Annotated in this window: 13 protein-coding genes, 4 pseudogenes and 1 other annotated feature; of the genes and pseudogenes, 5 read left to right on the top strand and 12 right to left on the bottom strand. The window is 40.6% G+C overall.

Going from position 1 to position 14,232, the window contains the following annotated elements; translation table 11 throughout:
- The first annotated feature begins 93 nt into the window (after nt 1-93).
- A complete protein-coding gene (locus HUK62_RS09865; RefSeq protein ID WP_176537753.1) occupies nt 94-633 on the top strand; it encodes an Mpo1-like protein in 540 nt (179 codons plus the stop codon).
- 58 nt (nt 634-691) lie between these two features.
- On the opposite strand, the gene HUK62_RS09860 is transcribed toward HUK62_RS09865, so the two are convergent.
- The 3 genes from HUK62_RS09860 to HUK62_RS09850 form a co-directional block, all read right to left on the bottom strand.
- The gene (locus tag HUK62_RS09860; RefSeq protein WP_176537752.1) at nt 692-1,030 is read right to left on the bottom strand and encodes a hypothetical protein; all 339 of its coding nucleotides are present in this window, start codon (nt 1,028-1,030) and stop codon (nt 692-694) included.
- A gap of 189 nt (nt 1,031-1,219) precedes the next feature.
- The gene (ychF, locus tag HUK62_RS09855; protein WP_004693442.1) at nt 1,220-2,311 is read right to left on the bottom strand and encodes a redox-regulated ATPase YchF; all 1,092 of its coding nucleotides are present in this window, start codon (nt 2,309-2,311) and stop codon (nt 1,220-1,222) included.
- 145 nt (nt 2,312-2,456) lie between these two features.
- Nucleotides 2,457-3,113, bottom strand: coding sequence for a haloacid dehalogenase type II (locus HUK62_RS09850; RefSeq protein WP_176537751.1), 657 nt, complete (start codon nt 3,111-3,113; stop codon nt 2,457-2,459).
- Nucleotides 3,114-3,170: 57 nt separating this feature from the next.
- On the opposite strand from HUK62_RS09850, the gene HUK62_RS09845 reads away from it, so the two are divergent.
- A protein-coding gene (locus HUK62_RS09845; protein WP_176537750.1) for an IS3 family transposase occupies nt 3,171-4,390 on the top strand; the annotation gives its coding sequence in 2 pieces (ribosomal slippage) (nt 3,171-3,447 and nt 3,447-4,390; 1,221 coding nt in all).
- Nucleotides 3,446-3,562: a sequence feature (AL1L pseudoknot), on the top strand. It overlaps the preceding gene by 117 nt.
- A 59-nt stretch (nt 4,391-4,449) precedes the next feature.
- On the opposite strand, the gene HUK62_RS09840 is transcribed toward HUK62_RS09845, so the two are convergent.
- The 9 genes and pseudogenes from HUK62_RS09840 to HUK62_RS09800 all read right to left on the bottom strand — a co-directional run bounded on the left by HUK62_RS09840 (nt 4,450) and on the right by HUK62_RS09800 (nt 11,985).
- Nucleotides 4,450-5,520 (bottom strand): ATP-binding cassette domain-containing protein, encoded by a 1,071-nt coding sequence (locus HUK62_RS09840; protein WP_176537749.1) that lies wholly within the window; start codon nt 5,518-5,520, stop codon nt 4,450-4,452.
- Nucleotides 5,521-5,531: 11 nt separating this feature from the next.
- Nucleotides 5,532-5,870: pseudogene (locus HUK62_RS09835) on the bottom strand (MetQ/NlpA family ABC transporter substrate-binding protein); the annotation flags it as partial.
- A gap of 47 nt (nt 5,871-5,917) precedes the next feature.
- A pseudogene (locus tag HUK62_RS09830) lies at nt 5,918-6,307 on the bottom strand (transposase); the annotation flags it as partial.
- A 47-nt stretch (nt 6,308-6,354) separates the two neighbouring features.
- Complete coding sequence (locus tag HUK62_RS09825) at nt 6,355-6,660, bottom strand: IS630 transposase-related protein (RefSeq protein WP_176537748.1); 306 nt, start codon at nt 6,658-6,660, stop codon at nt 6,355-6,357.
- Between the two features lie 35 nt (nt 6,661-6,695).
- Nucleotides 6,696-7,256: pseudogene (locus HUK62_RS09820) on the bottom strand (MetQ/NlpA family ABC transporter substrate-binding protein); the annotation flags it as partial.
- A 9-nt stretch (nt 7,257-7,265) separates the two neighbouring features.
- Nucleotides 7,266-8,108 (bottom strand): MetQ/NlpA family ABC transporter substrate-binding protein, encoded by an 843-nt coding sequence (locus tag HUK62_RS09815; RefSeq protein ID WP_176537747.1) that lies wholly within the window; start codon nt 8,106-8,108, stop codon nt 7,266-7,268.
- A gap of 22 nt (nt 8,109-8,130) precedes the next feature.
- Nucleotides 8,131-9,549 carry an LLM class flavin-dependent oxidoreductase gene (locus HUK62_RS09810; protein ID WP_176537746.1) on the bottom strand — a complete coding sequence of 473 codons (1,419 nt, stop codon included), beginning with the start codon at nt 9,547-9,549 and terminating at the stop codon, nt 8,131-8,133.
- Nucleotides 9,549-10,772 (bottom strand): annotated as a pseudogene (locus HUK62_RS09805) (SfnB family sulfur acquisition oxidoreductase). The gene HUK62_RS09810 and the pseudogene HUK62_RS09805 overlap by 1 nt, the downstream one beginning before the upstream one ends.
- A 10-nt stretch (nt 10,773-10,782) precedes the next feature.
- Nucleotides 10,783-11,985 (bottom strand): SfnB family sulfur acquisition oxidoreductase, encoded by a 1,203-nt coding sequence (locus tag HUK62_RS09800; RefSeq protein WP_176537745.1) that lies wholly within the window; start codon nt 11,983-11,985, stop codon nt 10,783-10,785.
- A 379-nt stretch (nt 11,986-12,364) separates the two neighbouring features.
- Here HUK62_RS09800 and HUK62_RS09795 point away from each other — a divergent pair, with 379 nt between their 5' ends.
- From HUK62_RS09795 to HUK62_RS09785, 3 genes are all read left to right on the top strand, one after another.
- On the top strand, nt 12,365-13,129 hold the full coding sequence (locus tag HUK62_RS09795; RefSeq protein WP_176537744.1) for a glutathione S-transferase family protein: 765 nt from the start codon (nt 12,365-12,367) through the stop codon (nt 13,127-13,129).
- Between the two features lie 279 nt (nt 13,130-13,408).
- Nucleotides 13,409-13,879 (top strand): Lrp/AsnC family transcriptional regulator, encoded by a 471-nt coding sequence (locus tag HUK62_RS09790; protein WP_004693423.1) that lies wholly within the window; start codon nt 13,409-13,411, stop codon nt 13,877-13,879.
- A 112-nt stretch (nt 13,880-13,991) separates the two neighbouring features.
- On the top strand, nt 13,992-14,207 hold the full coding sequence (locus tag HUK62_RS09785) for a GrpB family protein (protein WP_176537743.1): 216 nt from the start codon (nt 13,992-13,994) through the stop codon (nt 14,205-14,207).
- Nucleotides 14,208-14,232: the final 25 nt, after the last annotated feature.

The raw sequence follows: 14,232 nt of genomic DNA, 5'->3' as shown, positions 1-14,232 counted from the left end.
AGCAACTTGTCAGGTCGACGACAACTTGATGTGCTGTTTTCCTTTAAAGTTATTCTATATCGTGATCAATATCATGCAATAAGGAAATACAGTATGAGTAAATTAGAAAAATTATTAAGTCAGTATGCAGCTTATCATCTTGATCATAAAAATATCGTGACCCACTTTGTGGGTATTCCGCTGATTGTTTTTTCAATTATGTGCTTAACCGCAAGAGCTGGCATGACTATTGGCAGTTTTGAACTTACCTTGGCAATGGTTTTGATCTTAGCGAGTATTGTTTACTACCTGAGCTTAGATCGAATTTTTGGTGTGATCATGTTAGTGATCTATGCCATGGCTTATCCATTGGCTTATAAAATTGCACAGTTTGATTTGGGACTTTGGTTAGGTCTCAGTATTGGTATTTTTGTCGTTGGCTGGGCGTTCCAGTTTGTCGGGCATTTCTATGAGAAGAAAAAACCGGCCTTTATGGATGATGTGATTGGCCTAGCCATCGGTCCATTATTTGTTTTGTCGGAAATGGTGTTTATGCTTGGCTTTAGAAAAGACATCGAACAACGCATGTTAGATGAAGCGCGCAAACAGCGTGCTGCAATGGATAACAAGCATGTCTCTGTGACATCACATTAACTGAATTATTTTATCGATAAAAAAGCCAGTGAATTTCACTGGCTTTTTTTATGCTGTTTTAATATGTCTTCGCGACTTTATGTGTATCTGGTTGAGCTTTCTGTGTATTCGGGTTTGGAGCATGAGCATCTTTATGGGATTTATTGGCCATTTCATTGGCTTTCATTGAATCATGTTTCACCATTTTATCTTGCTTCATGGTTTGATCGTGTTTGGTTGTTTTGTCTTGTTTCATTGCCTGATCATGTTTCGTCACGTTCATGGTTGCGACACACTTACCGCCTTTATGATTTGCACCTGTACCACCCGACAGTGTTGTTCCTTGTGGGCATGCAAATGCTGTAGCGCTAAGCGTTGTGAATAAACCTGCTGCAATAAATGTGCTGATCTTTTTCATTTTCGTTTGTTCAATGAAGGCATTAGTGCCTGTGATTAAATTAGCGATAATACGAAAGAATAGAAGTTATAATATTGTGTGAGATCCAAACGGATCAGGTATTCATATGTTATTTAATGCTGTTTTTAAGCTTGGTTTAAGCTTATAAAAAAACCCGATGGGTATCGGGTTTTTTATATTCGGAACGACTTATACGTTAAAGCGGAAGTGTAGAACATCACCGTCTTGAACGATGTATGTTTTACCTTCTAAACGCCATTTACCTGCTTCTTTCGCGCCTGCTTCACCGTTGTATTGAACGAAGTCGTTATAAGCAACACATTCAGCACGGATAAAGCCTTTTTCGAAGTCAGTGTGGATCACCCCCGCCGCTTGTGGTGCAGTTGCACCCACTTTAACGGTCCAAGCACGAACTTCTTGTACACCCGCTGTGAAGTAAGTCTGTAAACCTAAAAGACCGTAGCCTGCGCGAATTACCACGTTTAGGCCCGGCTCTTCCATGCCTAAAGCTTCAAGGAACTCAGCACGGTCTTCGTCTTCAAGCAGTGAAATTTCAGCTTCGATTTGGTTGCAAAGCGGAACTACGATTGCATTTTCTTCAGCTGCAAGTTTTTTCACAGCATCTAAATGCGGGTTGTTTTCAAAACCATCTTCTGCAACGTTTGCAATATACATGGTTGGTTTTAAAGTCATTAAGCCAAAACCGCGAACCAATTTACGTTCGTCGTCATCTAGGTCAGCTGCACGAGCAGGTTTGCCTTCATCAAGTAAAGGTAAAATTTTGTCTAAAACCGCTTTGGTTGCAAGTGCTTCTTTGTCGCCACCTTTTGCAGATTTTGCTAAACGAGTCACTGCTTTTGTCACAGTTTCTAGGTCAGCAAGCGCAAGTTCCGTGTTGATGGTTGCGATGTCATCAAGCGGGTCAATTTTACCGTTAACGTGAATGACGTTTTCATCTTCAAAACAACGTACAACGTGAGCAATCGCATCCGTTTCACGGATGTTTGCAAGGAATTGATTTCCCAAGCCTTCACCTTTAGATGCACCAGCAACTAAACCTGCGATGTCTACAAATTCCATCGTTGTTGGAATGACACGTTGAGGTTTTACAATCGCTGTTAATTTGTCTAAACGTGGATCTGGCACAGGAACGATGCCTGTGTTTGGTTCAATGGTACAGAATGGGAAGTTTTCAGCAGCAATAGCAGCTTTAGTCAATGCATTGAAAAGTGTAGATTTACCAACGTTCGGCAAGCCGACAATACCGCAATTAAAACCCATGAAATAACTCACAACGTGTTATATAAAAATTGTCAGTGATTTTACATGAAAGCCATGACAAAGTCAGGTCTCAGGGACGAAGAATCAAAGTTGTAAATCATGTTGTGGGCAGAACTTCCTCATTTAAGCCCTATGTACGAGTCTTTTAAGCCTTTTCTTTTAATAAAGAAACCAGATTTAAAAGGTCAGTTGCATGTAGATCATTGTCTATACACTGGCTTGAGTCTTTCAATTGAGCTGCACCATATTCAAAGGGGCGTTCAATATAAGCTGTCTGTAGTCCACAGCCACGTGCTGCATCAAGGTCATCTTGATGGGTGGCCACCATCATCACTTGACTCGGTGCAACATTGAGTAAGTCTGCGACACCTAAATAGGTTTGGGGAGAGGGTTTGTAGGCTTTGAAATTTTCAGCAGAGAAAATAGTGTCCCAAGGCAATTTTGCGTACTTTGCCAGATCGACCAATAAGCGAATGTTGCCATTTGAAAGGGTGCAAATAATATAATCTTGTTTTAATTGATTGAGTGCAGCGACTGTATCTGGCCAAGGGTTGAGACGATGCCAAATATAGTTTAAATCATTCTTTTGTGCTTCGGACAGTGTAGATATTTGATATTTCACTAAAAGCTCATCCAAAATGAGATGGTGAATATCATCAATGGAGGTCCACGGCTGCTGACCTGACAAAACCTGATCCATTGCAGGTCGATAGCCTGCTCGCCAGTCTAATGTAAATTGGTTAGCATCGATGTTCAAGGCTAGACGTTCCACTTCTTGAACGATTGAAGAATGCCAGTCCACGACAGTTTGAACCGTACCGGGTTTGTCGGAGAGTCAATATTCTGAGAGACTACCCCGATGACAAAATTAAAATATACCCCTGAAATCAGAGAAAGAGCGGTTCAATTATTGATTGAATCCGAGAAAGATTATCCATCGAATTGGGCTGCGATCACCGCTATTGCGCCTAAGATTGGTTGTACTCCTGAAACACTTCGTGCCTGGCATCAAAAGCATTTAGATCAGCAAAATCCTATTAAAGTACAACAGATATCTGATCAAGAAAAAATGAGGCAAATGGAACGTGAAATTAAAGAATTAAAGCGTGCCAATGAAATTCTACGTAAAGCAGCCGCTTTTTTCGCCCAGGCGGAGCTCGACCGCCCACACAAATAATGGTGGATTTTATCCATAACAATAAAGATCGATATGGTGTTGAAGCGATTTGTAGAATTTTACCGATTGCAGCTTCAACCTATTACCGGACTTTAGATCTCGCTGACAATCCAGAACATCGAGCGAAACGAGATCTACATGATGAGCATCATGCTGAACAAATTAAACGAATTTGGAAGGAAAGTTCAGGTCGGTATGGTGTACGTAAAGTCTGGCAAAAACTGAAACGTGAAGGCTATATTATTGCGCGCTGTACTGTTGCTCGATTAATGCAAAAGCTAGGTATACAAGGTGTTTGGCGTGGTAAGAACAAAAAAACCACCCGTAGCCGAGATGACCAAAAACGGGCAGATGATTTAGTGAAACGTAATTTTAATGCTGATCATCCAAACCAACTATGGGTGGGTGACTTTACGTATATTCAAACTCATTCAGGCTGGGTCTATACCGCCTTTATTATTGATGTGTTCTCACGAGCAATTGTTGGATGGAAAGTATCTACACGGATGAATACAGATATGGTACTCGATGCACTTGAGCAAGCATTGCACGATCGAGGCATGCCAAAGAATGTGATTCATCATTCCGATAGAGGTGTTCAATATCTTTCCATTCGCTATACCAATCGTTTAGAAGCAGCAAATTTACGAGCATCAGTCGGTACAACGGGTGACTCATACGATAATGCTTTGGCTGAAACGGTGAATGGCTTATACAAAACAGAGGTGATTGAATATTTAAAAGCAGATTGGCAAGGTTTAGCGGATGTACAACTTGCGACACTAAACTGGGTGGATTGGTTCAATAAAGAACGTGTACATAGTGCGCTAGATTATGTATCACCTTTTGATTTTGAAGCAATGTACTATGATAAAATTAACCAGTTAGGTCAGGTGGCCTAACTTAAATAAAAAGTCTCCGACAAACCCGGTACGGTTCAATGGTGCCTGTCAGTAATAAATCAATGAGTTGGTCGTGCATAGCCCAGTACCTCTACATGTGTCACATGCGCTTTTAGTTTTTGTAGTAGTGATTGAATTTCTAAGTCCTGTATAGGAACAGCAATAACCAATGTTCCAATTAAATGGTTTTGGATGGTGTCGACCTGACTTTGATATAAATGCACAGTTTGTGGAAAGTGCTCCAAAATCTGTTTTAAGTCAGGGGGATGATGCGCATCTGACGTCGAGCTAATTTTGAAAATGGCATGTGTATCGAGCTGCGTAGGTTCAGCATTTAAGCGAAAAGGCAAATCGAGTTGTTCTAGATTCAGTAGTTCTTGGGTAATGCCTTGCTGGGGTTGAGAGAACACCGACCAAACTTCGCCTGATTCCACAATTTCACCAGCATCGATGACCACGACCTGATCGCAGATTTCCCGAATCACTTGCATTTCATGGGTAATCAATACAATGGTAATACCCAGTTTGTGATTAATCTCTTTGAGTAGCGACAACACCACAGAGGTGCTTTCTGGATCAAGTGCAGATGTCGCTTCATCACAGAGTAAAATTTCAGGATGGTGGACCAATGCACGAGCAATGCCGACACGCTGCTTTTGGCCGCCAGACAGTTGTGATGGGTAATGCTGTGCCTTATCACTCAGCCCGACCAACTGTAAAACCTCGTTGACACGTTGTTCGATGTCTTGTTTGGGATAATTGGCCACTTTGAGGGGCAGTGCGACATTTTCATAGACTGTTTTGGCAGACATTAAATTGAAATGCTGGAAAATCATACCAATGCGTTGGCGGAGCTGAATCAGCTCAGTATGGCTTAATGTTGCCAAGTCTTGTTGATGAATATGGATATGACCTTCACTAATACGTTCTAAACCATTTAAGGTGCGGAGTAGGGAAGATTTACCTGCACCACTTTTGCCAATAATGCCAAACACTTTCCCTGTCGGGATGTCGAGGTCAATATTTTTGAGTGCATGCACACGATTCCCTTGTACCGCATAGTGCTTGTTTAAGTTACGAATTTTGATATGTGGGATGGAAAAATCCACATGAGAACCAAAGCTGACCATTCTTTTTCTCCTTATTTCCAGCCTTCAAACCACAGACCTTGGCCAAAATCACGATCTAAAATTTCTTGAACGTGTTTTGAGTTTTGGAATGCTTGTACAAAGGTCGCAAGTTTTTGGTTTTGATCTGGATAGTCTTTACGTGTCACAAATAAGATGGCGTATTTCTTGTCTATCGGATCTAGAAAAAGCGCATGATGCGGATCAGTGACTTTGGCCATTTTTAAATAATGCGGGAAGCCAAAAATTAAATCGGCATCATTAAACGCATGTGCAGTTTGTCGGCCTTCTATAGTCAAACTACTTTATTATTCATACAAGATTCGAAAAAAACTCGAAATAACTCATCGACTGAATCGATCAACCATTCTTTACGCTTACGTTTAACCCATGCCCACATCTGTTCTATAGCATTTAAATCAGGGCTGTATGCAGGAAGCCAAAGAATTTTATGCCCTTGTTGTTCCAATAACTCCTGAATATCTGCTCTTTTATGAAATGCTGCATTATCCATAACCACTACACTATTTTCTGGTAATTCTGGTATGAGGAATTGCTCAATCCAAAAATGAAAAACATCTGAATTGATTTTGCAGTCAAATAAACCGACTGAAAATAAATACCCTTTATGGATTGCTCCAATGGCATTGGTCTGATTCTTTAATTGCCAATTATATTGCCCTAGACAGGGTACTCCTTTTCGTGAGTAGCCATGAGGTCTGTAATCATGTGACTTAAAACCACTTTCATCCAGATAAATAATCGGGTGGTTTTTTTCTAATTCATTCACTTGCTGAATAAATTTATCCCTAAGCTTTGTATCTGCTTTAGGATGGCTTAACGTCTTTTTTTAACTGTAATATTTAAGCGCTTTAATGCAGCACCAATAGATGAAACACCACAATTAAAACGTGCCACACGTTCATATTGATAAGCATCAGGATACTTTTCAACATCTTCACGTAAAGCATCATCGTTAATTTTAGAAGGTTTACGTACACGAGTTTTTTTAATCTCTATACGTTTCTTCCATTGAACAATGGTATTTTTATTAATTTCAAATTGTGCAGCTACCGCTCGAATAGAATAACCTTCCTCAAGCTTAGCTAAAATTTTACGTCTAAAATGTTCTGAATAACTCATTGCACCATTGTATTGGTTTTATAATGATTTGACTATACTTCAATAAACTGAAGCTGTTTAGGATTGCTCACAATATCTTTTACGGTAGACAGTTCATTGTTGAGGTCTTTGAGCTGAATCAAACCCGCACGATGCAGTAAAATCAGTGCACGCGCCGAATTCACAGGGTCATTCGGGATGACCACACGTGCTTGAGCTGGTAGTGCATCTAAGGACTTATATTTTTTAGAATACAGTCCGACATGACTTCCTGTTCCTGTGGCGAATGCATGCAGATCATAATTTGTTTCGCGAATCGCATTGCGTAGAAATACACTTTGCTGAAAAAAATTGGCATCAATGTCACCATTTTGCACAGCAACATTTGGCGCATGCCAGTCCGAGAATTCAACCAGTTTGACTTGAATGCCTTGCTTTTTTACGTCGTCAGCCACGCTTTGCAGCAATTCGGCATAAGGTGGGCTAATACCAATCGTTAAGACATCATCTTGCGCATGGCTTTTGCTATAGCGGTAACCCGCTAGAGCAAAAATTGTCACGATGATGCTTAAGCCAATCATCCATTTTTTTCGATTTTGAGTGAAAGATTGCGTCATGGCTTATACTCACTTCCAACCTGGGAACCAAAGTTTTTCACCAATTTCACTATTCAAAGTCTGTTTAACTTTGTCAGATGTTTGATAAATCTTGATGAATTTTTCAAGTTGCGCGGCTTTCTCTGGATGTTGCTGTTGGTAGTCGTCACGCACCACAAATAAAATCGAATACAGGGTATTGGTGTTGTCATCTAAGATCAGTGCATCATTTGGGTCAATGGTTTTTGCAAGACGTAAATAATGTGGATAGCTAAAGACCAAGTCAGCATCATCAACGGCACGTGCAGTTTGTGGACCTTCAACTTCAATAAACTGCAGCTTTTTAGGATTGCTCACAATATCTTGCAGTTTCGATAGATGATTGTTTGGGTCTTTTAAGCTAATCAATTTAGCCTGCTGAAACAGTAAAAGCGCACGACCTTGATTTACTGGATCATTTGGAATAACTGTACGCGCATTTTCAGGAATCGCAGCAATCAAGTCATACTTTTTTGAATATAAACCGACGTGTGTGGTGACGCCTTTATCCAGTGCTTTGAGTTTAAATTGAGTTTCTTTGATGGCGTTATCTAAGAAGGGTTGGTGCTGAAAATAGTTAGCATCAATATCACCATGATTGAGAGTAATATTGGGGGTATTCCAATCCGAAAACTCCACCAGTTTGACGTTGATACCTTGCTGTTTTGCTTCTTCCACAGCCACCTTTAAGGGATTGGCAAAGGGTGGGCTGATCCCAATCACCAGTTCAGTGTTGCTCGATTTTTTATGATAAGACCAAGCCACCAGTGCAATGACGATGGCAGCTACAATTACCCCAATAACGGTAAATTTTGTTTTTGCAGTTTGAGCCATGATATTTCTCGTATTTTAAAATTTATGCGGTTTGTTTTTGCTGTGTTTTAGAATCAGGGTTCGAGCTTTGACATCGATACTGCTGTACAGGGTGGTTTGCGGTCAGTCGGTCACCTTGAGCGAATAATTTGTGGCGTAAACTACCTGTTTCATAGGCGGTTTTATAACGGCCACGCTCTTGTAATTCTGGGATGACCCAACCAATAAAGTCTTGATGTGACTCGGGGGCAACGGTTCGTGTGAGATTAAAGCCATCTACGCCAGTTTCATCTATGAGCAGAATGAGCTTTTCTGCTACAGTTTTTCCACTCCCGACAATCAGTGGATAGCGTCCACCGAGTACATGTTGGTCTTTCAAATCCGCTCGCGTAACTTTTTGCTCTTTAAATTTGTTATTGACCGAGGCAATGCTATTGGTTTGTTTATAAGGAATCGCTTCATCATCTGTGAACTGTGCCAAGTCAATTCCGACTGAACTGGAAAAATGAGCCAAACCTGCCTCTGGACTGGCATAGCGAATATATTCGGCGAGTTTTTCTTGTGCGAGTTCATCCGTTTCTGCCGTCACTACACTAATGCCGACAAAGAGTTTAATGGCTTGTTCATCACGACCATGGCTTAATGCAAGCGCACGAATCTTATCGACTTGCTGTTTAAGTTTTTCAGGCGTGTCAGCACCAATAAACATGGCTTCAGCATGTTGGGTTGCAAAGGCTAAGCCTTTACTCGAAGCGCCCGCTTGATAAAGTACAGGCGTCCGCTGTATAGATGGAGAAACTTGAAAAACGCCCTGACTTTGGAAAAATTTACCTTGATGCTGTATGGCATGAACTTTTGAAGGGTCGGTAAAGACACGGTTTAATTTATCTTTTTGTACGGCATCGTCTTCCCAAGAACCTTCCCAAAATTTATAGCAAAGTTCGAGAAACTCTTCAGCTTGTTCATAACGTAAGTCGTGATCTTTTAAACCTTTTTGACCAATTAGCCGTTCTGCGCTGTCTAAGTACCCCGTGACAATGTTCCAACCAATACGACCGTGGGTTAAATGGTCAAGGCTCGCAAAGCGCCGTGCAAACTGATAAGGCGACTCATAGCTTAAATTTACAGTGACACCAAAACCTAAGTGCTGTGTAACGGCAGCCATGGCAGAAACGAGGGTACTTGGGTCGTGGCTTGGAAGCTGAATCGACTCTTTCAGGGTTAAATCTAGACCGTTTTGATAAACGTCGTAGACACCCGTAATGTCGGCGATAAATAAACCATCAAATAAACCTTGTTCTAAAGTTTGCGCCAAATCTGTCCAATAGCTAAGCTCATTAAAACGATGTGACTCATCACGTGGGTGTGTCCACAAACCATGATTGATATGACCTACGCTATTCATATCAAAAGCATTTAGGATGATTTGCTTGGACTTTCTATTTTGAGATGATAGTGTCATTACAATGTCCCTCTGCGTGGCGGGAGTACACCATTAAGAAGATAATTGGCAATGAAGTAATATTTCCAACGTGAGGCATCATGTAGCGTGTGAACACGAGCATTACGCCAAAAACGGTCTAGGCCATCTTCACGCTGACTACCACGACTGCCTGCCAGTTCAATCAATTTTTAAGCAGCTTTTAATGCGGTTTCTGTGCTGTGTGCACGAACTTTCGCTACATCGAGTGATGCTTTAGCAATGTTCTCTATGGTTGGATGGGGACGTGCTGCATCGATTGAGCGGGCTGCTTGTTTGAGTAGGACTTCACTGGCACGCACATCGGCAACTACTCGTCCCAGTTCAAACTGTGTTAAAGGGTCATCGGTTGCCTGTTCAACAGCAGAGTCAATCCACGGACGAGCCTGACGCACACGAACCAGTGTTTCCTCAAAAGCAGCACGCGCGATACCCGTTTCAATGGCAGCATGCATAATTTGCGCAAAAGGCCCAACCAGAGTTGGTCTAGAAAAAGCTGTATCGAAAGGAACAATATCTTCAGCATCTACAGCGACATGATTGAATTTGATTGTACCGCTGCCTGTAGTACGTTGACCAAAACCCGACCAATCATCAATCAATTCTAGCCCTGTACTACTACGTGGGATAAAGACCAGAAACTCTTTGTCATCGGCATCTTTGACTAAGGTGGGGATGCGGTCTGCAAACAGACTGCCTGTGCAATAAAACTTTTCACCATTGACCACATAGCCTTGTTCAGTTTGGCTGAGTGCAGTTTGTTTTTGTGTTGCGTTTTTAGTTTTAAACTCTGCCAAGGCATTACCAAAGCGAGCGCCTTTGAGCACTTCTGCATAGAGTTTACGCTTTTGTTGTTCAGTACCGTTGTTACGTAAAACCTCTAAGGCATAAAAATGGTTCTGTGGAATTTGTCCAATCGACCCATCTACACCACTCATAAGTGCGATAATTTGTGCGATCGTATAGCTGGAAACATCTGCACCCCCGAATTCCTTCGGTACAGTAATAGCCCAGAGCCCAGATTGGCTATAGGTCTCGATTTCCTCAAAAGGCAAAATACGTTCCGCATCACGTTGGATAGCCTGTTGTTTAAACTGCTCAGCTAAATTTTTGGCAATCTCTAAGGCTTCGGCATCGCTTTGAATAATATATGCATACGCTGCGTTTCGGGATTGAAATGGAAGAATAGGTTGAAATGAAGTCATGACGTTCTCCTTAAATCCAAGCGTGGCGAGCAGGAAAAGTGTTGTTTAAATAGTAGTTACCCAGTGCATGCAACTTCCAGCGGATCGGGTCGTGTAAGGTATGCACACGTGCATTGCGCCAATGTTGATCTAAGTTATGCTGGCTTAGGCTCGAACGACTGCCGCCAAGCTCTAGAAGTTTTTCAGAAATTTGTAGTGCAGCATCGTTAGCATAGACCTTAGCTTCGGCGACTAGAATGGAAGCTTTAGCTGCTTGTTCGGCACTGACAACGCTCAGTTGGTCGAGCTCATCTAAATATTCAGCAGCTTCATCGAGCAGTAGGATCGCGGCATCCAACAGGACAGCGGACTTGCCGACTTCTTGTAAGGTGTAATGTTCAAAACTGGCTTTCTCAACCTGCGCATCGACAATTGGTCGGGCTTTTTTCACTGCTGACAAAGTGTCTTCAAATGCGGCTTCTGCAATACCGACATCAATTGCAACTTGCATTAACTGCGAGAAAGCACCACGGTAATTGACGTCTTCAACCAGTTTCCGCTCATCAAAAATAAGTAGTGGATCGACTTCAACCCGTTGTAATTTTACTGTGCCACTTGAGGTTGTACGCTGACCAAAACCGTTCCAGTTATCGATGACTTCAACACCTTGTGCTGTGGCATCAACAAGCGTCAGTACCACATATTCTTCAGGGTGAATGGCTTTAATGGCTAACCAATGGGCAAAGCTACTGCCTGTAGAGTAGAACTTTTCACCATCGACATAATAACGACCATTTTCAATGTTTAATGTTGTACTCAGAGTTTTAGTGTCTTTGGTATTTCGTTCAGGGCCGCCATTGGCAAGGCGTTTGCCGTTTAATATTTCATTAAAAATAAACTGTTTTTGTTGTTCGTTGCCCAAGATATCAATCATGTTGAGCAGCGCAATTTGGTTTTGTGGAATTTGACCGACACTTGGGTCGGCTTTATTAATAATGCGAAAAACCTGGGCTAAGGTTTTGTTGGAAACAAATGCGCCTCCAAAAGCTTGAGGAATACGAATACCGCCTAATCCTTTTTGGCTAAATAATTCGACTTCAGCAAAAGGAAGCTGACGGTTCTGATCACGTTGATCCCGACCTTCTAAGGCAAAGTCAGCGACATGATAAGCTGCATTAATTGCGTCCTGATCATTTTGTATCACGTGAATATTTTTAGAGAGTGTATGAGACATAAAAGCACCTTTACTTAATGCCTATACGCTACTTGGGATTGCTTGAATGATTAAATGAAGGATTTTGAATAACTTAGCAGCTAAAAAGTTAAAAATAAAATATGCTAAGTTTAATCATTTAGATGATATGTTAAGTACTTGAGAAATAAATAATAAAAAAATTAACGGTGGGGTAAATAGTATGATTAAAGTCTTACTTATCAAGATTTGAGATATTGTAGAGAAAAAACGTATAAATTTGATAAAGGCTGTTGAACATTTGCTAGGCAGTTTTGAGTAAAAAGTACATTGTAAATCCTAAATACAGTGACTAAAGTATCCAACTGAAATAGATGGCTTTTCTGAAAAGCCAAAATAGAAAAATAAATGTGGAGCATTTATGAGAACTTTATACCAGTTTCCTTTATCTCATTTTTGTGAGAAAGCTCGCTGGTTGCTCGATCATAAAGAGCTAGATTTTGTCGCACAAAATGTGGTGCCTGGGGTTCACCGGGCTTTTGCACAGTTAAAGACAGGGCAAAATAAACTGCCTATTTTGCGTGATCAGGACAAATGGGTCGCTGATACCACCGAGATTGCGTTATATCTTGATGAGCGTTATCCAGAACATCGACTGTTACGTAATGAAGCACAGCTTCGTAAAGAGGCTTTAGATGTTAATGCGTTAGCCAATGATTTGGGATTGCATGTGCGTCGTTGGGGGTTGGCACATGCATTGTCCGATAACGATCAATCGTTACAGATTATGTTGGGCGAAAAGGGGTATTTACGTAAATTTGAAAAATACACCAAACCTTTAATGAAAACTTTGATGTCGAAAGGCTATGAGTTGAATGCAGAAAAAATAGAGCATTCCAAGGCCGAAATGCAGCGTTTAATTGAAGTATTGAATGAGAAGTTAATTGCTAATCATGGACGTTACTTTGTCGGGAATCGTTTAGGTTTGGCGGATATTGCTGTGTGTTCGATGTTGGCGCCTGTACTGGAGATTAAAGGGACACCATGGGAAAAAGACCATGAGGAAAGTCTATCTGAAGAGTTTAGTGCTTATAAAACCTATTTAACCAATTTACCCTTGGGGCAGTATGTTTTAAGAGTCTATCAAACTGAGCGCAATGCTCGAGTCGACTGGCGCGGCGTTTAAGATAAGCTCAAGCCAAACAAGGCAAAGGTGGTGTGTGATACAGATAACCTTTGCCTTTCTTGTATTTTCAATATCATGATTTATAGAAGCTGAATAGAAAGTTTCTCAGTCTATTTATAACTTTGTAAAAGATCATGGCACTCTTTGTCTAAAAAAGCTGATATCTTTTTATTAATCTCAAAATATATGAAAAAAATTGCAAATAAGCTTTATCTTTCATTTGAAATGCTTAATATGAAATAGATACCTATAAACATAAGTTGTCATGAGAGTTAAATAATGGAATTAGATCGTTTTGATAAGCAAATTTTAGAAATTTTAAGTAATGAAGATATCAATCTAAACGAATTATCAGAGCGTATTAATCTATCGGTTAGTTCAGTACATCGTCGTATTAAGCACCTCATTGATAACGATATTATGACCAAAGTTAAGCGTGATATTAACTATCAAAAGCTCGGTTTTAGTCTACATGTTTTGCTACAAGTATCTTTGAGTAAACATGATACCGACACTTTTTCCAAGTTTTTAGAAGAGCTAGAAAATATTCCTGAAGTAACCAATGCCTTTTTAGTGACAGGGCAGTCGGCAGACTTTATTGTTGAAGTTGTTGCAAGAGATATGGAAAACTATAGTGATATTTTACTCAAACGCATTGGTAAAATCGAACATGTGGTGGCACTGCACTCAAGCTTTGTGATTAAAGAATATAACGTTTTTAACTGTAGTGGTTTGTTGAGCAAAGTCTAAGTCACGCTGAACTTGTATGAGTCTAATGAGTAGTAGGCTTCCTACTTTCAAAAGTTTGCATATTATCAGCCATAATTTTAGCCCTAGTACCAGAAGAGCACATGAGCTGTGTATGTTAGAGGTGCTACAGCAGGATGATGTTACTATTCAATTGGTCGTGAAAAACGCTCCATGGCAAAGTTTTCTGATATTTTGGGATCGCTTGTTGGAAAATCAAAAATTAGTGACGGCGTATAACCAATTAAAACAAGACAGCCAATATTTAACGATGGATGAATATCGATTTAAAAAAGCAAAATTTATTGAAAGGGTATTCAATCAGCCATAAAAAATGCGCTCTCAAAGTTATATTT

The sequence above is a fragment of the Acinetobacter sp. NEB 394 genome, assembly GCF_013374795.1.
Lineage (GTDB): Bacteria > Pseudomonadota > Gammaproteobacteria > Pseudomonadales > Moraxellaceae > Acinetobacter > Acinetobacter johnsonii.
This window is presented reverse-complemented; position numbering and strand designations above follow the sequence as displayed.

Excerpts from the sequence above, each read along its gene's own strand:
- HUK62_RS09865 (WP_176537753.1), top strand. The coding sequence starts at position 94 with ATGAGTAAATTAGAAAAATTATTAAGTCAGTATGCAGCTTATCATCTT.
- HUK62_RS09860 (WP_176537752.1), bottom strand. The coding sequence starts at position 1,030 with ATGAAAAAGATCAGCACATTTATTGCAGCAGGTTTATTCACAACGCTT.
- ychF (WP_004693442.1), bottom strand. The coding sequence starts at position 2,311 with ATGGGTTTTAATTGCGGTATTGTCGGCTTGCCGAACGTTGGTAAATCT.
- HUK62_RS09840 (WP_176537749.1), bottom strand. The coding sequence starts at position 5,520 with ATGGTCAGCTTTGGTTCTCATGTGGATTTTTCCATCCCACATATCAAA.
- HUK62_RS09825 (WP_176537748.1), bottom strand. The coding sequence starts at position 6,660 with ATGAGTTATTCAGAACATTTTAGACGTAAAATTTTAGCTAAGCTTGAG.
- HUK62_RS09815 (WP_176537747.1), bottom strand. The coding sequence starts at position 8,108 with ATGGCTCAAACTGCAAAAACAAAATTTACCGTTATTGGGGTAATTGTA.
- HUK62_RS09810 (WP_176537746.1), bottom strand. The coding sequence starts at position 9,549 with ATGACACTATCATCTCAAAATAGAAAGTCCAAGCAAATCATCCTAAAT.
- HUK62_RS09800 (WP_176537745.1), bottom strand. The coding sequence starts at position 11,985 with ATGTCTCATACACTCTCTAAAAATATTCACGTGATACAAAATGATCAG.
- HUK62_RS09795 (WP_176537744.1), top strand. The coding sequence starts at position 12,365 with ATGAGAACTTTATACCAGTTTCCTTTATCTCATTTTTGTGAGAAAGCT.
- HUK62_RS09790 (WP_004693423.1), top strand. The coding sequence starts at position 13,409 with ATGGAATTAGATCGTTTTGATAAGCAAATTTTAGAAATTTTAAGTAAT.
- HUK62_RS09785 (WP_176537743.1), top strand. The coding sequence starts at position 13,992 with ATGTTAGAGGTGCTACAGCAGGATGATGTTACTATTCAATTGGTCGTG.